Source organism: Sinorhizobium fredii NGR234, from assembly GCF_000018545.1.
Taxonomy (GTDB): Bacteria; Pseudomonadota; Alphaproteobacteria; order Rhizobiales; family Rhizobiaceae; genus Sinorhizobium; species Sinorhizobium fredii_A.
In genome coordinates this window covers 3528456-3547186 of record NC_012587.1, presented here as the reverse complement: position 1 = coordinate 3547186, position 18731 = coordinate 3528456, and the positions used below count along the sequence as shown (strand labels likewise).

General features: G+C 62.2%; 20 protein-coding genes. 10 read left to right on the top strand and 10 right to left on the bottom strand.

The window, feature by feature from the left end; genetic code table 11:
* Window positions 1-65: 65 nt before the first annotated feature.
* The 4 genes from NGR_RS27915 to NGR_RS27900 are packed head-to-tail and all read right to left on the bottom strand — an operon-like array spanning window position 66 to window position 2819.
* Window positions 66-443, bottom strand: coding sequence for a helix-turn-helix domain-containing protein (locus NGR_RS27915; protein ID WP_012709837.1), 378 nt, complete (start codon window positions 441-443; stop codon window positions 66-68).
* The gene (locus tag NGR_RS27910; RefSeq protein ID WP_164924537.1) at window positions 440-1003 is read right to left on the bottom strand and encodes a Smr/MutS family protein; all 564 of its coding nucleotides are present in this window, start codon (window positions 1001-1003) and stop codon (window positions 440-442) included. The genes NGR_RS27915 and NGR_RS27910 overlap by 4 nt, the downstream gene beginning before the upstream one ends.
* The gene (gene mltA / locus NGR_RS27905; protein ID WP_012709835.1) at window positions 996-2102 is read right to left on the bottom strand and encodes a murein transglycosylase A; all 1107 of its coding nucleotides are present in this window, start codon (window positions 2100-2102) and stop codon (window positions 996-998) included. Before mltA ends, NGR_RS27910 begins: the two co-directional genes overlap by 8 nt.
* A gap of 15 nt (window positions 2103-2117) precedes the next feature.
* A complete protein-coding gene (locus NGR_RS27900; protein WP_012709834.1) occupies window positions 2118-2819 on the bottom strand; it encodes a Tim44/TimA family putative adaptor protein in 702 nt (233 codons plus the stop codon).
* 134 nt (window positions 2820-2953) lie between these two features.
* Between NGR_RS27900 and NGR_RS27895 the strand changes: the two genes are divergently transcribed.
* Together NGR_RS27895 and secB are read left to right on the top strand one after the other, a co-directional pair.
* Complete coding sequence (locus NGR_RS27895) at window positions 2954-3463, top strand: FxsA family protein (protein WP_012709833.1); 510 nt, start codon at window positions 2954-2956, stop codon at window positions 3461-3463.
* Window positions 3464-3654: 191 nt separating this feature from the next.
* Entirely contained in the window at window positions 3655-4155 is a 501-nt protein-coding gene (gene secB, locus NGR_RS27890) for a protein-export chaperone SecB (protein ID WP_012709832.1), read from the top strand.
* A 75-nt stretch (window positions 4156-4230) separates the two neighbouring features.
* Here secB and dnaQ read toward each other — a convergent pair whose 3' ends face one another.
* The 5 genes from dnaQ to NGR_RS27865 form a co-directional block, all read right to left on the bottom strand.
* Entirely contained in the window at window positions 4231-4929 is a 699-nt protein-coding gene (dnaQ, locus tag NGR_RS27885; RefSeq protein ID WP_012709831.1) for a DNA polymerase III subunit epsilon, read from the bottom strand.
* A 123-nt stretch (window positions 4930-5052) separates the two neighbouring features.
* Window positions 5053-5637 carry a dephospho-CoA kinase gene (gene coaE / locus NGR_RS27880; RefSeq protein WP_012709830.1) on the bottom strand — a complete coding sequence of 195 codons (585 nt, stop codon included), beginning with the start codon at window positions 5635-5637 and terminating at the stop codon, window positions 5053-5055.
* On the bottom strand, window positions 5634-6494 hold the full coding sequence (locus NGR_RS27875) for a shikimate dehydrogenase (protein ID WP_012709829.1): 861 nt from the start codon (window positions 6492-6494) through the stop codon (window positions 5634-5636). Before NGR_RS27875 ends, coaE begins: the two co-directional genes overlap by 4 nt.
* Window positions 6487-7086 carry a Maf-like protein gene (locus tag NGR_RS27870; protein WP_012709828.1) on the bottom strand — a complete coding sequence of 200 codons (600 nt, stop codon included), beginning with the start codon at window positions 7084-7086 and terminating at the stop codon, window positions 6487-6489. The genes NGR_RS27875 and NGR_RS27870 overlap by 8 nt, the downstream gene beginning before the upstream one ends.
* A 129-nt stretch (window positions 7087-7215) precedes the next feature.
* Window positions 7216-8037: a pyruvate, water dikinase regulatory protein gene (locus NGR_RS27865; RefSeq protein WP_012709827.1), complete on the bottom strand. Its 822-nt coding sequence runs from the start codon at window positions 8035-8037 to the stop codon at window positions 7216-7218.
* Window positions 8038-8442: 405 nt separating this feature from the next.
* Between NGR_RS27865 and hemE the strand changes: the two genes are divergently transcribed.
* The 8 genes from hemE to NGR_RS27825 all read left to right on the top strand — a co-directional run bounded on the left by hemE (window position 8443) and on the right by NGR_RS27825 (window position 17517).
* Entirely contained in the window at window positions 8443-9477 is a 1035-nt protein-coding gene (gene hemE / locus NGR_RS27860; protein ID WP_012709826.1) for a uroporphyrinogen decarboxylase, read from the top strand.
* Entirely contained in the window at window positions 9474-10013 is a 540-nt protein-coding gene (gene hemJ, locus NGR_RS27855) for a protoporphyrinogen oxidase HemJ (RefSeq protein WP_012709825.1), read from the top strand. Before hemE ends, hemJ begins: the two co-directional genes overlap by 4 nt.
* 198 nt (window positions 10014-10211) lie before the next feature.
* Complete coding sequence (gene rho / locus NGR_RS27850) at window positions 10212-11477, top strand: transcription termination factor Rho (RefSeq protein ID WP_012709824.1); 1266 nt, start codon at window positions 10212-10214, stop codon at window positions 11475-11477.
* A gap of 362 nt (window positions 11478-11839) precedes the next feature.
* Complete coding sequence (gene mnmE, locus NGR_RS27845) at window positions 11840-13159, top strand: tRNA uridine-5-carboxymethylaminomethyl(34) synthesis GTPase MnmE (RefSeq protein ID WP_012709823.1); 1320 nt, start codon at window positions 11840-11842, stop codon at window positions 13157-13159.
* A 104-nt stretch (window positions 13160-13263) separates the two neighbouring features.
* Complete coding sequence (mnmG, locus tag NGR_RS27840) at window positions 13264-15147, top strand: tRNA uridine-5-carboxymethylaminomethyl(34) synthesis enzyme MnmG (protein ID WP_012709822.1); 1884 nt, start codon at window positions 13264-13266, stop codon at window positions 15145-15147.
* Window positions 15144-15788, top strand: a complete 645-nt coding sequence (gene rsmG / locus NGR_RS27835) for a 16S rRNA (guanine(527)-N(7))-methyltransferase RsmG (RefSeq protein WP_012709821.1) — start codon at window positions 15144-15146, stop codon at window positions 15786-15788. The genes mnmG and rsmG overlap by 4 nt, the downstream gene beginning before the upstream one ends.
* Window positions 15789-15799: 11 nt before the next feature.
* The gene (locus NGR_RS27830) at window positions 15800-16594 is read left to right on the top strand and encodes a ParA family protein (protein WP_012709820.1); all 795 of its coding nucleotides are present in this window, start codon (window positions 15800-15802) and stop codon (window positions 16592-16594) included.
* A 32-nt stretch (window positions 16595-16626) separates the two neighbouring features.
* The gene (locus tag NGR_RS27825; protein ID WP_012709819.1) at window positions 16627-17517 is read left to right on the top strand and encodes a ParB/RepB/Spo0J family partition protein; all 891 of its coding nucleotides are present in this window, start codon (window positions 16627-16629) and stop codon (window positions 17515-17517) included.
* Window positions 17518-17696: 179 nt separating this feature from the next.
* Here NGR_RS27825 and holA read toward each other — a convergent pair whose 3' ends face one another.
* Window positions 17697-18728, bottom strand: coding sequence for a DNA polymerase III subunit delta (gene holA, locus NGR_RS27820; RefSeq protein ID WP_012709818.1), 1032 nt, complete (start codon window positions 18726-18728; stop codon window positions 17697-17699).
* Between the last annotated feature and the right edge of the window lie 3 nt (window positions 18729-18731).

The following is an 18731-nucleotide window of genomic DNA, read 5'->3' as shown; positions in this document are numbered from 1 at the left end:
GACTATAGAAAATTTGTCCACGGGTTCCAAATCCCAGGCGGCGGATGCATGGCCGGGGCGAGGCTTCATCCCCTGTCATTATCAGGAAATGTGGCTTTTTCCAAAATATCTTCCAAGGCCTCGATCGCTTCGCGCGAAAGGTCGCGAATCCGCTCGCTCAAACGGTTGGCAAAGGCCGTATGGCCAGGCGGCAGTCCCGAAGTGTCGAGCACCACGCGCGGGTCGGAAAGCCGCGCGACGCGGAAGAGTTCGTCGGCCTCGTCCCAGATCACATTGAAATAGCCGGCGACGCGCTGCAGGAAATCGAAGCTCGGCGCGCCGCGCTTGCCGTGCTCGAGGGCCGAAAGATAGGCCGGCGACACGCCGATCGCCGCCGCCATCTCCTTTTGCGAGACGCCCTTGCGGCGGCGCAGCTCGCGCATGGCCTCGCCGAAAGGCGTCATGGTGTACGCCCCCGGGCCCGCGCCAGGCGGACATAAAGCGCGCCTTCGCCCCCATGGTTTCGCGCCGCCGGCTCGTAGGACGAGATCAGCGGGCGGAATTCCGGCAGCGCGAACCAGAGCGGCACGGCGCGCTTCAAGGCGCCGTCGCTGCCAAATGACGTTCCCTTGCCGGTGATGACAAGGACATGGCGCAGCCCCCGCTCATGTGCCTTGAGGAGAAACTGCAGCAGGAAGCCGTGCGCCTCGCTCTGGATCATTCCGTGCAGGTCGACACGCGCCTCGAGAGCGAGCCGCCCCTTCGATATTTTCCGTTTGACCGGTCTTTCGAGCGGGTGGTGGCGGTGCTCCGGCTTGCCGCTGAGCGCAATCCCCTGTTCCGCCTTACCGGATGCGGGCGCGCCTGGGCCGGTTGGTTGCGGAGACGGCGGAACCGGCGGCTGCTCGATCTCGCCGATGAGGTCCTCGAGGTCCTGCAACCGCCCGGGCATAGGCTTTGTCGAGCGGGCCACCTTGCCCCACAGGATGCGATCCTCCGGCGACAGCTTCTTCTCTCTAGCCATGGAGATATCTGGCGGCAGCCGCGCGAGGCACGAGGATGTAGAAATCGGCGTCATTGCGCACCGAGCCGGCTAGCGCGCCAGCCGCCTCGCCGGAGCCCGTGAAGATGTCGCCGCGCGCCGGTCCGACGATTGCCGAGCCGGTATCGAGCGCCAGCATCAGCCGGGCGAAGGCTCGGCCGCCGTCGAGATGGGTCAGCGTTTCGCTGGCGATGTAGAAGGGGACGCCGAAGGTATGGATGAGGCGGTCCACCGCGAGCGACCGTCCCGGCTCCAACGGCACCTTGGCGGCGGCCACCGGGCCGAGGCTTTCATTTTCGACCAGCGCTTCGCGGAAGAATATGAAGGAGCGATTGTGCCACAGAACCTCGTCGGCCGCATCCGGATGGGCCGCGAGCCAGCCGCGGATGCTTGCCATCGACACGGTCGCCGCGTCGATCTCGCCCCGCTCGATCAGCAGCTTGCCGATGGCGGAAAAGCGGTGCCCGGTCTTTGCCGCGTAGGTGATGCGGCGGCATGATCCGTCCGGATAGACAAGTCGTGCAGCGCCCTGCACATGAATGAAGAAAACGTCGACCTTCGACCGAGCGTAGGCGATTTCGAGGCCGCGGCCGGCGAGCAGGCCCTCGTCGATCGCCCGGCGATCCGGATATTCCTCGATCCTGCCGTCCCGAAGCCGGCCGAAGGCGAAATAGGGATCCATGCCCGCGGGCCGGTTCGCCTCGTCGACATCGACGAGATCGGCGGGACGCCGGTAGAAGGGAAAGCGAAACGCCTGGTCGGCGGCGAGGCGAACTTCGACCTCCGGCTCGTAGAAGGCGGTGACGAAACCCGTCCTTCTGTCTTCGGGGCGGATCCGGAAGGGCACGAAGTGAGCCTCGAAGAAGGCCCGCGCTTCCGATGCACCCGACAAGACTGCGCCGGCCGCCTCGTAGGCGGGCAGCAGGTCGGCGACCGAGACACCGAGAGAGCCCGTCCTGTAGGGCTTTACCGCCGTGACATGGTGGTGACAGCGGCGCAGCGCGTCGATAACGGGAGTCGGGTCATCCTGCTGCCACCCCGGCAAGCCCGAAAACGCGACCGGTTCGAGATCGAAGGCCATGATCGCCCCTTGCGGTCAATTTTCCGATTCGGTGGCGATCAGCTTCCAGTTCGGATCGCGCGAGCGGATGTCACGCGCAAAGGTCCAGAGGTCGTTCACTTCGGCAACCGAATCGGCGTCGCCGTCGATCAGCTTGCCCTGCTTGTCGTAGGTGGCGGAGATCAATTGGCTGATGATGCGGACCGTCACGTTCTCCTCTGCGTCCTTGAGTTCCGCATGGACGATATCGGCCTTCTCGATGCCGACGAAGGTCGATTTGACCACCTCGCCCCTGGTTTCCCGTTCGGCGATTGCCGTTTCGAAGCCCTCGTAGACCTCGCGGGACAGCAGCCCCTTCAGGGTCTTCCGGTCGCCGTCCGCGAAGGCCATGACGATCATCTCGTAGGCCATCTTCGCGCCGTTGAGGAATTCGGCGGGTTGGAAGCTGGGATCCGCGTCGCTCAACGCCCTCAGCTGGCCATTCAAGGGCGTGCCCGGCTTGGAAAATCCGTCGATGGCGGCGTAGCGGGACTCATCCTCCGCGGTGCTCTCGCGGCGGGGGAGTTGCACCACCTTGCCATTGTCTCTCGCTTCCGGACCCTGCGCCTCGCGCGGCGAATAGGGGTCGAAAGGCGGTCGTTCATTTCCTGTCCTGCGGCCAAGGACGCTGCGCAATTGCAAGAAGATGACCACAGCCGCGATCAGGAAAAAAAACGTGATGAAGTCGAAAGAGCCCATTTCCACCCGGAACCGCTGTTAGAATTTATCTTGGTGTTCCATATAGTCCGCAAGGATAAACCATTCAAATGGCGATGTCGCACCCATAAACCGGAGACCGGTCAATTGCACTCATCTTCTTGCGAGCACGATCGATGCGTTCGCTGATCATTCCTCTCGTCATTCTCGGCCTGCCGATCGCGGAGATTGCCGGTTTCGTCGTCGTGGGCCGGGAACTCGGCCTGGCGATGACGCTTCTCCTCGTCCTTTTGAGCGGAGTAGCCGGCGTCCTGCTTCTCCGCATCCAGGGTCTCGGCACTTTGCGCCGCGTGCAGGACGCGGCGCGAGCGGGGAAGGACCCGGGCCCGGATCTTCTCGGCGGTGCGCTCATTTTCGTTGGGGCGATCCTGCTGATCGTTCCGGGCTTCATCACCGATATTGCCGGCCTCATTCTCTTCCTGCCGCCGATCAGACGCGCCATCGCTTCCTTCCTGCAGACGCGGTTGACGATCCTGACAACCGGAAGCGGCTTCTATTACGGAAGCGGCGCGAGGAGCGACCGGCCGCGCGGCCCGGCGATCATCGATCTCGACTCGGACGAGTTCTCCAGGAAGAACGACGACGAAAACGGTCCCTCTCCGCCAAGCAACCGGATTTCCCGCTAGACCAGGCCGATGTTGATCGACTCAAGGTGCCACGGCAACCTTGGCGCGTCTGAAAAGACGCGCGGCGCTGTAGGTCCGGCGAGCGATCGAAACCCCTTAATGCCGGGGAACCGGTTCCGGCTTCGAGGGTTGTAAGCCCTGGACCGAAATGCTAGATGGCCTCACCAAATTCGAAGTCCGAGGAAACTCTTATGACGACCGATACCGCATCCAACGGCAACGGCGCCCAGCAGGCCCCGTCGCTCAACATTCTGGCCCAGTACGTCAAGGACCTCTCCTTCGAGAACCCCGGCGCACCGCGTTCGCTGCAGGCCCGCGACCAGGCGCCGTCGATCAACATCAATGTCAACGTCAATGCCAACCCGCTCGCCGAGAACGATTTCGACGTCGTTCTCTCGCTGAACGCCCAGGCCCAGGACGGCGACAAGGTGCTGTTCAATGTCGAACTCGCCTATGGCGGCGTCTTCCGCGTTTCGGGTTTCCCGCAGGAGCACATGCTGCCGCTGCTCTTCATCGAATGCCCGCGCCTGCTCTTCCCCTTTGCCCGGCAGATCGTCGCAGACGCGACCCGCAATGGCGGCTTCCCGCCGCTGATGATCGACCCGATCGATTTTGCGCAGATGTTCGCGCAGCGCATGGCGGAAGAGAAGGTCCGCGCCCAGGTCGCCAACAGCAACACGACGACCAACTGACGCATTCCGATAGACTTAAAACTGAAAACCCGGCTCTCAAGGCCGGGTTTTTTGTTTGTCCGCAAAGCAGGCGGCTTAGCCGCTGTATTTCATCCAGATCGCCTTGGCACCGATCTTCGAAACAAGCGCCGCGTGGGCGGCGATCTCGGCTTCGGTCAGGCGCGGCGCCAGCAACCGCTCTCTTTGCATGACAATAATCGGACCGTCGTCCGCCTGTACGGCCAGGCCGCCGATCTCGCTGGTGACCAGTCCCAGCGCCGCCTGCCGGCCGCCGATCATCTCGATATAGACTTCCGCCAGAAGTTCGGAGTCGAGAAGGGCGCCGTGCTTGGCGCGGTGCGAGTTGTCAATGCCGTAGCGGCGGCAGAGTGCGTCGAGCGAATTCGGGCCCATCGGGTGCTTGCGCCGCGCCAGCGCCAGCGTATCGGTCACCCGATCGATGACGACCGGCGGCAATCCGAGGCGGTCGAACTCCGCATTGATGAAGCCGATGTCGAAGGTGGCATTGTGCGCGACCCAGCGCGCGTCGCCAAAGAAATCGACGATTTCCTCGACGACATCTGCAAAGGACGGCTTGTCCTTGAGGAAGTCGTCGGTGATGCCATGCACCGCCAAGGCGTCGGGATGGACCTTGCGGTCGCCCGGATTGATGTAGATATGAATCGTCCGCCCTGTCGGAAACTGATTTTCAAGTTCGACGCCGCCGATCTCGATCACCCGGTCCTCGCGACTGTCGAGGCCGGTCGTTTCCGTATCGAAGATGATCTCACGCATGCGGTTTTCCTGGCGAAGATTCAACGGCGAATCAGTCCGAGCTGTTTCTGAGTTTTAATGGCATTTCGCTTGCAGTTGAAGCGGAGGTTCGCGATCTGCCTCGGTGTAGGGCAATCGTCGGCGCTACGTCGCCCGCAATCGATCGACAATGGCGCGAACCTGCCCCCGGGTGACGTCGAAACTGTCGCTGGTGTCGATCACGTAATCGGCGCGGGCGCGCTTTTCCTGGTCGGGGACTTGCCGGGCCAGGATCATCGCGAATTTCTCGGCCGTCATCCCCGGGCGCTTCATCACGCGTTCTCTCTGGGCCTCCGGAGAGCAGCTGACGACGACGACCCGGTCGACGCGCTTTTCAGCCTTCGTCTCGAAAAGCAGCGGAATATCGAGAAGAACGAAAGGCGCTCCCGCCGCCTTGTGCATGGCGATGAACTCGCTTTCCTTGGCGCGAACGAGCGGATGGACGATCCGCTCCAGCTCGCCGAGACGCTCCGGTTGCGCCAGGAGCTGTCTGGAAAGTTCCGCCCGATCGATGACGCCGTCCTTCGCGACGCCCGGAAAGGCGGCTTCGACCGGCACCACCGCTTCGCCGCGATAGAGATCGTGAACCACCTCGTCGGCGTCGTTCACCGGGACGCCGAGCTCCCGGAACATCTGAGCGGCGGTCGTCTTTCCCATGCCGATGGAGCCCGTGAGCCCGACAATGATCATGCGTGAACGTCCATATCCTTGATGATGATCTGCCGAAGCGTTTCATCGACAACCGGCCTTAGACCGAACCATTTCTCGAAACCGGGCGCGGCCTGATGCAAGAGCATGCCCAGACCGTCGACGATGCGGTAGCCCTGCTCTTCGGCCTGGCGAAGGAGTGGCGTCTTCAGCGGCACATAGACGATGTCGGTCACCACCGCCCCGTTCGCCAAGGGCGAGAAGTCGATCGCCGGCGCCGGCTCGCCGTCCATGCCGAGCGACGTCGTGTTCACGAACAGGCCGGCGCCGGCCATGACTTCGGAGAGCGCCGCGATCGGATGCGCGTGCACGGCGCGACCGAACCGGTCGGCCAGTTCCTGCGCCCGGGCGGCGGTGCGGTTCACCACGTGGATCGTCTTGACGCCGCGGTCGCGGACCGCCTGGATCACGGCGCGACTGGCGCCGCCGGCGCCGAGAATGACCGCCGTCGAGATCCGGTCCCAGCCGCTGGCGCGCTCGTCGAGATTGGCGACAAAGCCTCGCCCATCCGTGTTGGTCGCGCAGATCCTTCCATCCTCGAGCCAGAGCGTATTGGCCGCGCCGAGCTCGGCACTCAATTCATCCGGCCGGTCGGAGAGCTCGAAAGCCATCTCCTTGTGAGGGATGGTGACGTTGCCGCCGCAGAAGCCGGTGCCGCCGTCGCGCAATTGGCCCATGAATTCCGGGAAAGCCTCCGGGGTGACCTCGTGAGCCCGGTAGCTGCCGGCAATTCCGAACTGCTTCAGCCAGTAGCCGTGGATGAGCGGCGACCGGGAATGCTTGATCGGATAGCCGGTGACGAAGGCGTGGTTAACAAATGTTTCACGTGAATCACGCATCGATCGATCCCAGTTCGCGAAGTTTTTCCAGAAGCGGCAGCATCGGCAGGCCGAGAATGGTAAAGTAATCGCCCTCGATCTTCTCGAAGAGCTGGATACCCTCGCCCTCGAGCTGATAGGCGCCGACGCTCGAAAGCGCCTTCTCCCCCACTCTTTTCAGATGCCGTTCGACAAAACCCCGATCCAGAAGCCTGACCGTCATATGCGCCGTCGAGACATGCCGCCAGAGGACCTCGCCGTCCCGGACGAGCACAATTGCGCTGTTCAGGCTGTGCATCCTGCCAGAGAGCGACAGCAGATGTTCGGCGGCCTCCGCCATGTCCTTCGGCTTGTGATAGACCCGGGTCCCAAGCGACATCGTCTGGTCGCTGCCGATTACGATGGCACCGTCGAAATGGCGCGACACATCTCTCGCCTTGGCTTCGGCAAGCGTCAGCGCAACGTCGACAGGCGACGCACCCGCTTCCTCCAGAGGCTGCTCCAGGACCCGCTCGTCGATCTGGGCTGCGCGGGCCGAGAACGTCAGCCCCGCATTCTCGAGAAGCGCGCGTCGGAATGGACTGGCGGAAGCCAGAACGAGCGAGGTTGTCATCTTTCAATCCGCAATTCGAGACCACGATGGTGACCGGACCCATTCGATCCGACCATCATGACCGATTCCTCATGAACCGGAACCGAACGGTGCGGCCGTCCGGCTGATGCGACCGGTTCCTGGTTCGCTCTATCTGAGCCGGGGACGGAGGGCAACGATCGCCGCGGCCGTTTCTTCTATCGAGCGTCGCGTCACGTCGATCAGCGGCCAATTGTTGCGGGCACAGAGTGTGCGCGCATATTTCAGCTCCTCCGAAATCGCCGCGCGGTCGGTATATTCCTCGCCATGGAAGCTCTGCGTCGTGCCAAGCACGCGGTGCTGGCGAACCTGGGACAGCCGGTCGGCACTGGCGATCAGCCCCACTACCAGCGGCTTCGTCGCCCTGAGCAAACCATCCGGCAAGGGCACGCCGGGCACGATCGGGATATTGGCGGTCTTGATGCCGCGATTGGCGAGATAGATGCTCGTCGGTGTCTTGGACGTCCGGCTCACCCCGATGAGCACGACGTCCGCCTCGTTGAAATCGGCCGGCATCTGGCCGTCGTCGTGATCCATGGTGAAGTTCAGCGCCTCGATGCGGGCGAAATAGTCGGCATCCATGACGTGCTGTGCGCCGGAACGCCGACGCGACGGCGAACCGAGATAGGATTGGAACAGTTCGATGATCGGATCGAGGACGGAGACGCAGGGAACGCCGATCTCGCGGCATCTCTGGTCGATCATCCCGGCAAGCTCCCGGTCGACGATCGTGTAGAGCACGATGCCCGGCGCGCCGTCGATCGCGTCGAGGACCTGCATCAACTGCTTCTTGTTGCGGATCAGCGGGTAGACGTGTTCGAGCGCGTGCGAGGACTGGAATTGCGCGGCCGCCGCCCGGCCCGCGGCTATCAGCGTCTCGCCCGTCGAATCGGAGACAAGATGCAGGTGGAAATAGTTTTTTCGGTTCTCCACGCAATTCTCCGGAGGCTGTTGATAGACCGGGACACCAGACGGCTTGAATCGCGGTCGCCACCCGGGCCCGTGGAAAAGCGTCGCGTTATTCACATCTGATGCCCAAGCGCAAAACGCCCAGACGCAGTTGTGGACAAGACTCAAGCCGACGACAAATTGTCACGCGGATCGACTCCTTGTCCACAGGAATCGCAATTTCCGTGGCGAAGGCAAGATGCTGACTTTTCTACGTTTTCCAGGCTTTGCCCGATCTATAATGAATTCGGGTGATCCTTCTCCCGCCACGCCCGTCGAGATCTGCGCTGATTGGACGAACTGAGGATTGATTTTAATCCTTGATAGCCACCGACTCTAAGAAATAGAAACCTTTTCAATAAGGTTTGATTTTAGATTGGGGGATGCCGAGTGGCCGAGACACGCCGCAAAGTCCTTGAGGTTTTGAACGGAAAAAGTCTCACGCCTCCGCCCATCTGGCTGATGCGTCAGGCCGGCCGTTATCTGCCTGAATACCGGGCGACGCGCGCCAAGGCCGGGAGCTTCCTCGATCTCTGTTATACGCCGGATCTCGCGGTCGAGGTGACGCTGCAGCCGATCCGCCGCTACGCTTTCGACGCCGCCATCCTTTTCTCCGATATTCTCGTCATTCCCGACGCACTTCACCGGAACGTCCGCTTCGAAGAGGGCCACGGGCCGCGGATGGATCCGATCGATACCGACGGCATCGCTGGCCTCAAGGCGGATGGTATTTTGAGCCATCTCTCTCCGGTCTTCGAGACCGTCGCGCGGCTGCGTCGCGAGTTGCCGGAGGAGACGACGCTGCTCGGCTTCTGCGGTGCGCCGTGGACGGTTGCGACCTATATGATTGCCGGGCGCGGCACGCCGGACCAGGCGCCGGCACGTCTCTTCGCCTACCGCCACCCCAAGGCCTTCGAAGAGCTTTTGGCCTTTCTGGCGGACGTTTCGGCCGACTATCTCGTCGCGCAGATCGACGCGGGCGCCGATGCGGTGCAGATTTTCGATTCCTGGGCGGGCGTGCTCGGCGAGGATGAGTTTGCGCGCTTCGCCGTCGAACCGGTGCGGCGGATGATTGCGTCGGTGCGGGCTCGCAGGCCTTCGGCGAAGATCATCGCTTTCGCAAAAGGGGCGGGCCTGTTGCTCAAGGACTATCGCCGCTTGACCGGTGCCGACGCGATCGGCCTCGATTGGGCGGTGCCCCTCGCCTTTGCGGCCGAATTGCAGAAGGATGGTCCCGTGCAGGGCAATCTCGACCCGATGCGGGTGGTTGCCGGCGGCGGGGCCATGGAGAGCGGCATCGACAGGATTCTCGATGTGCTCGGCAACGGACCGCTGATCTTCAATCTCGGCCACGGCATTACGCCGGAGGCGGATCCGGAGAACGTCTCCGCCCTCGTCGCGCGCGTTCGTGGGACGAAAGGATGATCGAGCACCAGACGGATAGCGCTCCCGGAAAGCGTGCAAGGCTTCGGGCTCTCGTCGCGCTTTCCGTCTTCGTCGCCCTGCTGGCAGGGCTTTTCGTCGCGCAGCCGGACGATCTTTATCTCTGGATCAAGGCGCTCCACATCATTGCGGTCATGTCGTGGATGGCAGCGCTTCTCTATATGCCGCGGCTGTTCATCTATCATACCGACGCGCCGCGCGGCTCGGTGCAGTCCGAGACCTTCAAGACGATGGAACTGCGCCTCCTGAAGGTCATCATGAACCCGGCCATGATGATTGCCTGGATGCTTGGCCTCTATCTTGCCTGGAGCGTCTACGGCTTTAGGGGTGGTTGGCTCCATGCAAAGCTTTTCTGCGTCGTGCTGCTGACGCTGGTGCATGTGCATTTCAGCCGGGCGGTGGCCGCCTTCCAACGGGACGCGAATCGGAAGAGCGCGCGCTACTGGAGGCTGATGAACGAGGCGCCGACCCTGTTGATGATCCTGATCGTCATTCTCGCCGTCGTGAAGCCTTTTTGAGTTCAATCGATTCGCACGGCGATAGTTGCCGCTAATTTGCTGCGCCCCCTTGCAGCGTTTCACGTGAATCGCTATTTTCGCCCATCTCCTTCATCCCAAGGCCTGTGACGAAGTTTCGAGCCTGCCCCCTTCCCCCTCGCAGCTCCCTTACGAAAATCACGCCTATTCCCAATTTCCCCTACAAATCATGGACTCTTCATGGCTGAAATGAAGCTTCAAGACCTCAAGAACAAGACGCCGACGGATCTTCTCGCCTTTGCCGAAGAACTCGAGGTCGAGAACGCCAGCACCATGCGCAAGCAGGAGCTGATGTTCGGCATCCTCAAGAATCTCGCCACACAGGAGATAGAGATTATCGGTGAAGGCGTTGTCGAGGTCCTTCAGGACGGATTCGGCTTCCTTCGGTCGGCGAATGCAAACTATCTGCCCGGTCCGGACGACATCTATATTTCGCCATCGCAGATCCGCCGCTTTTCGCTGAAGACGGGCGATACGGTGGAAGGGCCGATTCGCGGTCCGAAGGAAGGCGAGCGCTACTTTGCGCTCCTTAAGGTCAACACGATCAACTTCGACGATCCGGAGAAGATCCGCCACAAGGTTCACTTCGACAATTTGACGCCGCTCTATCCGAACGAGCGCTTCAAGATGGAACTCGAAGTGCCGACGTCCAAGGATCTGTCGGCTCGCGTCATCGATCTCGTCGCGCCGCTCGGCAAGGGCCAGCGCGGCCTGATCGTTGCACCGCCTCGGACCGGTAAGACGGTTCTGCTGCAGAACATCGCCCATTCGATCACCGCCAACCATCCGGAATGTTACCTGATCGTGCTTCTGATCGACGAACGGCCGGAAGAAGTGACGGACATGCAGCGTTCGGTGAAGGGCGAAGTCGTTTCCTCGACCTTCGACGAACCGGCAACGCGCCACGTCCAGGTCGCCGAAATGGTCATCGAGAAGGCCAAGCGCCTTGTCGAGCACGGCCGTGACGTCGTCATTCTTCTCGACTCGATCACCCGCCTCGGCCGGGCCTACAACACCGTCGTGCCGTCCTCGGGCAAGGTGCTGACCGGCGGCGTCGACGCCAATGCCCTGCAGCGCCCGAAGCGCTTCTTCGGTGCGGCCCGCAACATCGAGGAAGGCGGGTCGCTGACGATCATCGCCACTGCGCTGATCGACACCGGCAGCCGCATGGACGAAGTGATCTTCGAAGAATTCAAGGGCACCGGCAACTCGGAAATCGTCCTCGACCGCAAGGTCGCCGACAAGCGCATCTTCCCGGCGATGGACATTCTGAAGTCCGGAACGCGCAAGGAAGACCTGCTGGTGCCGCGCCAGGACCTGCAGAAGATCTTCGTGCTGCGGCGCATTCTCGCGCCGATGGGCACGACCGATGCGATCGAGTTCCTTATCGACAAGCTCAAGCAGACGAAGACCAACGGCGATTTCTTCGATTCGATGAATACCTGATCGATCGACGAATCGGTGATTTGGCGTGACCGGGATCACTTGATTCCGGTCACTTTTGTTTGCGTTCGATTTCTCAGACAGGTTTCGGACTTCCTGCCGGATGGAAGAAACGTCGGTTCATCAGAATGATTCACGTGAAACAGCCGACGTAGCTTCACTGACTCTGGCGTCGCTTGATTTTCGCCCGACACCTATGCATAAGTCTGCGCTCCGTCCGCCATGCCGGAAAGCCGAAAGCGCCCAGGCACTATGGACATAAGGGCTGCCGAGGCGCCGGCTGAACGGACCTCTATAGAGATAAGAACTGAGGCTGGCGCGGCGCCCACAGTTGAGCGTTGCGCCGACAAGCGCCGAATGAGCCGATGCAGATCACGGATACGATATACGCGCTCTCCAGTGGCGCCCTGCCCGCCGGCGTCGCCGTCATCCGCATCAGCGGATCAGCGACGGCCGCTGTGATCGGGCGTCTTTGCGGCGCTCTGCCGAAACCGCGCACGGCAGCGCTGAGAACGATTCGGACTCGAAACGGTGAGATCCTGGATAGCGGCCTGGTGATCTATTTTCCTGCCCCCGCGTCGTTCACCGGCGAGGATTGCTGCGAACTGCAGGTGCATGGCGGGCGGGCCGTGGTCCACGCCATTCTCGACACGCTCGCCGGGTTTGAACGACTGCGGCATGCCGAGGCCGGCGAGTTCTCGCGCCGCGCCTTCCAGAATGGCAAGATGGATCTGGTCGAGGTCGAGGGACTGGCCGATCTGATTTCTGCCGAGACGGAAATGCAGCGGCGGCTTGCCGTCGAACAGGCCGGCGGCGGTCAATCGGCTCTCTATCAGGGCTGGTCGAGGCGCCTGACGCATGCGCGGGCGATGATCGAGGCGGAACTCGACTTTGCCGATGAGGACGACATTCCCGGCTCGGTCAGCGAAATGATCTGGGCCGACATCGAGACGCTGCAGGCGGAAATCGATGCCCATGTCGACCGGGCCGGGCTGGCGGAGATCATCCGCGACGGCTTGAAGATCGTCATCGCCGGCGCGCCGAATGCCGGGAAATCGAGCCTCCTCAATGCGCTTGCCAAGCGGGATATTGCGATCGTCACGGAGATCGCCGGCACGACCCGGGATGTTCTGTCGGTCGACCTTTCCTTAGCCGGATTCTCCGTTAAACTCTTCGATACGGCCGGGCTTCGGGAAACGGACGAACTCGTCGAGCGCGAGGGTATCCGGCGGGCGAGAGAGGCTATCGGCCATGCCGATCTTATCCTTCTGTTATCGGAAAATCCGGACGGGTTTGCCTGGGAGGAGCCGATTGGCGACAATGTGCCGGTGATCCGGGTGGCGACGAAGATCGACCGGAGCGAGGCGCATTGGGCGCCTGGACAGGCTGACCTATTCCTGTCGACGAAGACGGGTGACGGTATCACCGATCTGCTGGAGAAGCTAAAAGCGCAGCTGCCCGATCTGGCCGGCCGAACTTCGCTCGCCATTCCGTCGCGAAAGCGCCACGTGGACTGCCTGAAGCAGGCGAGAACGGCGCTGGCACGCAGCCTGGCAGTCGACGGCCTGGACATTCAGGCGGAGCAACTTCGGCTGGCAAGCGACGCGCTGGGACGGATTACCGGTCGCGTCGATGTCGAGAATCTTCTCGACGTGATATTCTCGGAGTTCTGCATTGGGAAATGACGCGGAGAATGCACCAATAGCGAGCCCGGGACCCGTTTCACGTGAAACCTTGTTGACTGGATGCGGCGAATTGACAATCAAGACCCGAGCAAGCGGGAGTATCTATGACAAGCTATGATGTCATCGTGATCGGCGGCGGCCACGCCGGCTGTGAAGCCGCCTCGGCGGCGGCGCGCCTGGGCGCCCGGACAGCCCTGATCACCCACAAGAAGGAGACGATTGGCGTGATGTCCTGCAATCCCGCGATTGGCGGTTTGGGCAAGGGGCATCTGGTTCGCGAGATCGACGCCTTGGATGGGTTGATGGGTCGCGTTGCCGATGCGGCCGGCATTCAGTTCCGGCTGCTCAATCGCCGCAAGGGGCCGGCGGTCAGGGGTCCGCGCACCCAGGCGGATCGGCGGCTCTATCGCGAGGCGATGCAGCGGGAGATCGATGCGATCGAGAATCTCTTGGTCATCGAGGGCGATGCTTTCGATCTTCTGACCGAGGGTGAGACGGTTGCCGGCGTCATCATGAAGAATGGTCAGGTCTTCCGCGCCGCTGCCGTGGTGCTGACGACCGGGACTTTTCTCAAGGGGCTGATTCACATCGGTGACCGAAAGATCCCGGCCGGGCGCGTCGGCGAAGAGCCGTCGGTCGGGCTTTCGGAGACGCTTGCGCGTTTCGGCCTCAAGCTCGGACGGTTGAAGACCGGTACACCCGCACGCTTGGACGGCCGGACCATCCACTGGGATCGGGTCGGTCGTCAGGGGCCGGATGAAGAACCGGTGCCCTTCTCTTTCATGACCGATACGATCGTCAACCGCCAGATCGATTGTGGCGTGACCCGCACGACGGACGCCACCCACAAGCTCATTGCCGACAATATCCACCGCTCGGCGATGTATTCCGGCCAGATCGAAGGGGTGGGTCCGCGTTATTGCCCGTCGATCGAGGACAAGATCGTTCGCTTCGGTGAGCGGGACGGCCACCAGATCTTCCTCGAGCCGGAAGGGCTCGACGATGACACCATCTACCCGAACGGCATTTCGACATCCTTGCCGGAGGAGGTGCAAGAGGCCTTCATCCGCACCGTTCCCGGTCTGGAGAGTGTTTCGATCCTGCAGCCCGGCTATGCGATCGAGTATGACCACGTCGATCCGCGTGAGCTGCAACTTTCGTTGGCGGTGCGGAAGTCGCCCGGTCTCTATCTGGCGGGCCAGATCAACGGCACGACCGGGTATGAGGAGGCTGGAGCGCAGGGCCTTGTCGCCGGTCTGAATGCGGCTTTGGCAGCCATGGGCCGCGAACCCTTCGTCTTCAGCCGCACGGATTCCTATATCGGCGTGATGATCGACGACCTGACCTCGCGCGGCATCACCGAGCCTTACCGGATGTTCACCTCCCGAGCCGAGTATCGGCTGTCGCTGCGCGCCGACAATGCCGACATGCGCCTGACCCCGACCGGCATCGAGCTGGGTTGCGTCGGCGAGGCGCGGAGAACGCGGTTCGGCTCCTGGAAGCGTGCCTATGACGACGGCCATACGCTTCTCAAGTCCCTTTCGATCACGCCGAATGAAGGCGCGCGCTACGGCCTGAAACTCAACCGGGACGGCCAGCGGCGGACGGCCTTTGATCTCCTCGCTTATCCGGATCAGACGATCGAAGGGTTGCGACCGCTGTGGCCGCAGCTTGACGCGATCGATCCGCGCGTCAGCGAAGCCCTGCAGATCGATGCCGCCTATGCCGTCTATATGGAACGACAGGCCGCAGACATCGCTGGCATCCGCCGCGAGGAGAGCGCGGCAATTCCGGATGATTTCGACTATAGCGTTTTGCCCGGACTTTCCAATGAACTGAAGCAGAAACTGGCACAGCAGCGGCCGCGCAACCTAGCCCAGGCGATGAAGGTCGATGGAATGACGCCCGCCGCTGTCTCGTTGCTGCTGTCGTGGTTGCGGCGGCAGGAGCGCGGCGCCCAAGGTGTAACGGGGCGAGCGGCACAATGAATGCGAGTCCTGCCGAGCGCATGAAAGCGCTGCGTGTTTCACGTGAAACGCTCGACAAGCTGGAGCATTTCGCCGGACTGTTTCAGAAGTGGGCGAAGTCGATCAATCTGGTCGCACCATCGACGCTCGAAGATCTCTGGCAGCGGCATTTCGTCGATAGCCTGCAAGTCTTTCGATTGTCCCCCTTCCCAAAGACCTGGGTGGATCTTGGCAGCGGCGGCGGCTTCCCAGGCGTCATCACCGCCATTTGCTTGTCGGAACATGCTGACGGCTGGGTGCATCTCGTCGAGAGTAACAACAAGAAAGCTGCCTTTCTGCGTGTCGCCCTGAACGAGACCGGCGCCCGGGGCTCGGTTCATCCGATTCGCGTTGAACAAGCACCGTCGGTGATTCCGCGCTGCGAGGCGATTTCGGCCCGTGCGCTCGCTGATTTGACCCAGTTGCTGGACTACAGCGCGCCCTGGATGCTTGCGGATGGATCCAATACCATCGCATTCTTTCACAAAGGCCGGGATTATCAGCAGGAAGTAGACAAAGCCGTTAGCCGGTTTCAATTCGATCTGGTAAAACATGCAAGTGTCGTCGAGCAAGATTCGGTTGTGCTCGAGATTGCAAATCTTTCACGTCGCACGAAGTGTTAGGCGAGCGAAGCATGTTTGGCCCAAGAAATCGGATCATCACCATAGCCAATCAAAAAGGCGGCGTCGGCAAAACGACGACCGCGATCAACCTGGCAACAGCATTGGCAGCCATCGGCGAAAGGGTTTTGATCGTCGATCTCGATCCGCAGGGCAACGCAAGCACCGGCCTGGGCATCCAGCGCCGCGATCGGCATCTGTCCTCCTACGAGCTGATGATGGGTACACATTCGATCGGCGCGATCGCGCTCGAGACGGCTGTGCCGAACCTGACCATCGTTCCATCGACGATGGATCTGCTTGGCGTCGAGATGGAGATCTCGCGCGAGTCCGATCGGGTCTTTCGGCTGCGCAAGGCGCTGGCCGCGCCGGAGGCGCTCGCCTACTCCTATGTGCTCGTCGATTGCCCGCCGTCTTTCAACCTGCTGACGATGAACGCCATGGCCGCAGCCCATTCCGTCCTGGTTCCGCTGCAATGCGAGTTCTTCGCGCTGGAGGGCCTGAGCCAGCTTCTGGAGACGGTCGATCAGGTGCGTCGTACCGTCAATCCGAGCCTGGATATCCAGGGGATCGTGCTCACCATGTTCGATTCGCGCAACAATCTGGCCCAGCAGGTCGTCAGCGACGTTCGAACCCATCTCGGCGAGAAGGTTTATCACACCTTGATCCCGCGGAATGTCCGCGTGTCTGAAGCGCCATCCTACGGGAAGCCGGCGATCCTTTACGATCTCAAATGCGCCGGCAGCCAGGCCTATCTGCAGCTAGCGTCGGAAGTCATCCAACGTGAACGGCAGCGCAAGGCTGCGTAATTGTTTCGGTATCGTAATTAATCGGGTGTAGAATGAACGACGACAGCTCCAAGAGACGCCTCGGTCGCGGCTTGGCCGCCTTGATCGGCGAGATGGATCAGCCGTTGCAAAGCGGAGCGGCACCCGCGAGCCCGGTCAACCCGGACCGACGCGTGCCGATCGAGTTCGTCTCCCGCAACCCGCGAAATCCGCGTCGCCAGTTCGACGAAGCGGAACTGCAGGACTTGGCGAGCTCGATTCGCCAGCATGGCATCGTGCAGCCCGTGGTGGCGCGGACCGTCGGGCACGATCGTTATGAGATCATCGCCGGCGAACGGCGCTGGCGGGCGGCCCAGCTTGCGGGCTTCACCGAAATCCCGGTCATCGTGCGCGATGTCGACGACCGGACGGCGTTGGAAATCGCGATCGTCGAAAACGTCCAGCGCTCCGATCTCAATCCGCTGGAAGAAGCGCTCGGCTATGAACAGTTGATCGCCGAACACGGTTACACGCAGAACGATCTCGGCGACATCATCGGCAAAAGCCGCAGCCATGTGGCGAACAGCCTCCGGCTGCTGAAACTGCCCGAACCGGTCCGCGACATGCTTTCCGACGGCAGTCTCTCCGCCGGCCATGCGCGTGCCCTGGTCCCGACGTCCGACCCGGTTGCGCTGGCCCGCTCGATCGTCGCCAAGGGCCTCTCGGTGCGCGAAACCGAGCGCCTGGCCCAGCACGATATCAAGGCTCAGAATGATCCCAATTTTGCCAAGGTCCGGCCGCGCGAGGAAAAGGACGCCGATACGCTGGCACTGGAGCGCACCCTGTCGGATAGCCTCGGGCTCGAAGTGACCGTCAGCCACAAGGCTTCGGGTGGCCATCTCAGGATCGCCTACAAGACGCTCGACCAGCTTGAGGAGATTTGCCGGCTGCTCGAGCGGCGGTGAATGTGTCGTCATCCTCGGGCTTGACCCGAGGATCCCGGAAACGTCCCTACACGCTGAATGCAACACGCTCCCGAGTGCTTGTGCTTGGATCCTCGGGTCAAGCCCGAGGATGACGGGCGACGAATATGCAGGAGGCAGCCATTTAACTGGCCGGCGCGCTTCGCGCATCCGCCGCGCACTCAGCGCCTTGCCGACTGAATCGCGATCGCTAGCAGGTTTTGCAGCACCAGACTGTCTTCCAGGCTCTGGCGGGCCCGGCTCTGGTATATCGTGGCCTGGAGCCGGCTCAGTTCGCGCCGGATCGCCGGGGCCGTCCAGTGCTTGAGCGCCGCCTCGACGATCGGCTTGCGGCGGAAATGCAGGCCGCGGCCGAGGCTTGCGACCACTTGGTTCGCCGGCTGGCGGCTGGTGTCCATTTCGGCGCGCATCACATCCAGCTGCTGGAACTGCCTCAGACAGGCCTGGAGCACAAGGAAGGGCGGCGTCTTCGAGCTGGTGATCTTCTTCATGGCGTGCAGCAGGGCATCGACGTCGCCCTTGAGCACTGCATCGACCGCGTCGTCGACGGAGATGGCGCTGGCGTCGCCGACGATCGCAAGCACGTCCTCCTCGTCGATCATATCCTTGCCGCGGCAATAGAGCGCCAGCTTTCTGAGCTCGTTGCGTGACGCCATCCGGTCGCCGCCAAGCGCTTCGAGAAGACGCTCGCGGGCCGCTGGGCCTATACGCAAACCGGCCTCTGCGAGCTCCTTGTCGATCAAGGCCTGCAGGCTGCGGGCGTCGTCGCTGTAGCAGGCGATCGAGGCGACGGCGCGCGACGTTTCGCCGATCTTCCGGAGCGCGGCCCCCTTCTTGAGATCGCCCGCCTCGATGATAAGCGTGCTGCCGGTTGGCGGTGTATCGGCGAGGATCTGCAAGGCCTCGGCGATCGCCTTCTCGCTCGCAGCACCGCGGATCCAGACGAGCTTTTCGCCGCCGAAGAGGCCAATGGCGTTGACCTCGTCAAGCACCCGGCCGGCCTGCTGCAGCTCCGAGGCATCAAGCTTGACCAAGGCAAAGGGGTCGTCGAGAGCGACGCCGCAGCCGGCGGCAAGCTGCGCGGCGCGCTCCGAAACGAGGCCGCGATCAGGACCGTAGAGCAGGAAAAGACGGTAGTTCGAGGCACCTCTATTCAGGAAGCCGTCGAATTCGTGCGACTTGACCTCGCTCATCCG

What these genes read in the sequence shown, in the direction of transcription:
- NGR_RS27895 (WP_012709833.1), top strand. Translation starts at nt 2,954, where the DNA reads ATGCGTTCGCTGATCATTCCTCTCGTCATTCTCGGCCTGCCGATCGCG.
- NGR_RS27830 (WP_012709820.1), top strand. Translation starts at nt 15,800, where the DNA reads ATGTTTGGCCCAAGAAATCGGATCATCACCATAGCCAATCAAAAAGGC.
- coaE (WP_012709830.1), bottom strand. Translation starts at nt 5,637, where the DNA reads ATGATCATTGTCGGGCTCACGGGCTCCATCGGCATGGGAAAGACGACC.
- NGR_RS27910 (WP_164924537.1), bottom strand. Translation starts at nt 1,003, where the DNA reads ATGGCTAGAGAGAAGAAGCTGTCGCCGGAGGATCGCATCCTGTGGGGC.
- rho (WP_012709824.1), top strand. Translation starts at nt 10,212, where the DNA reads ATGGCTGAAATGAAGCTTCAAGACCTCAAGAACAAGACGCCGACGGAT.
- mnmE (WP_012709823.1), top strand. Translation starts at nt 11,840, where the DNA reads ATGCAGATCACGGATACGATATACGCGCTCTCCAGTGGCGCCCTGCCC.
- NGR_RS27825 (WP_012709819.1), top strand. Translation starts at nt 16,627, where the DNA reads ATGAACGACGACAGCTCCAAGAGACGCCTCGGTCGCGGCTTGGCCGCC.
- hemJ (WP_012709825.1), top strand. Translation starts at nt 9,474, where the DNA reads ATGATCGAGCACCAGACGGATAGCGCTCCCGGAAAGCGTGCAAGGCTT.
- holA (WP_012709818.1), bottom strand. Translation starts at nt 18,728, where the DNA reads ATGAGCGAGGTCAAGTCGCACGAATTCGACGGCTTCCTGAATAGAGGT.
- secB (WP_012709832.1), top strand. Translation starts at nt 3,655, where the DNA reads ATGACGACCGATACCGCATCCAACGGCAACGGCGCCCAGCAGGCCCCG.
- mnmG (WP_012709822.1), top strand. Translation starts at nt 13,264, where the DNA reads ATGACAAGCTATGATGTCATCGTGATCGGCGGCGGCCACGCCGGCTGT.
- NGR_RS27900 (WP_012709834.1), bottom strand. Translation starts at nt 2,819, where the DNA reads ATGGGCTCTTTCGACTTCATCACGTTTTTTTTCCTGATCGCGGCTGTG.
- NGR_RS27870 (WP_012709828.1), bottom strand. Translation starts at nt 7,086, where the DNA reads ATGACAACCTCGCTCGTTCTGGCTTCCGCCAGTCCATTCCGACGCGCG.
- mltA (WP_012709835.1), bottom strand. Translation starts at nt 2,102, where the DNA reads ATGGCCTTCGATCTCGAACCGGTCGCGTTTTCGGGCTTGCCGGGGTGG.
- NGR_RS27875 (WP_012709829.1), bottom strand. Translation starts at nt 6,494, where the DNA reads ATGCGTGATTCACGTGAAACATTTGTTAACCACGCCTTCGTCACCGGC.
- dnaQ (WP_012709831.1), bottom strand. Translation starts at nt 4,929, where the DNA reads ATGCGTGAGATCATCTTCGATACGGAAACGACCGGCCTCGACAGTCGC.
- NGR_RS27915 (WP_012709837.1), bottom strand. Translation starts at nt 443, where the DNA reads ATGACGCCTTTCGGCGAGGCCATGCGCGAGCTGCGCCGCCGCAAGGGC.
- rsmG (WP_012709821.1), top strand. Translation starts at nt 15,144, where the DNA reads ATGAATGCGAGTCCTGCCGAGCGCATGAAAGCGCTGCGTGTTTCACGT.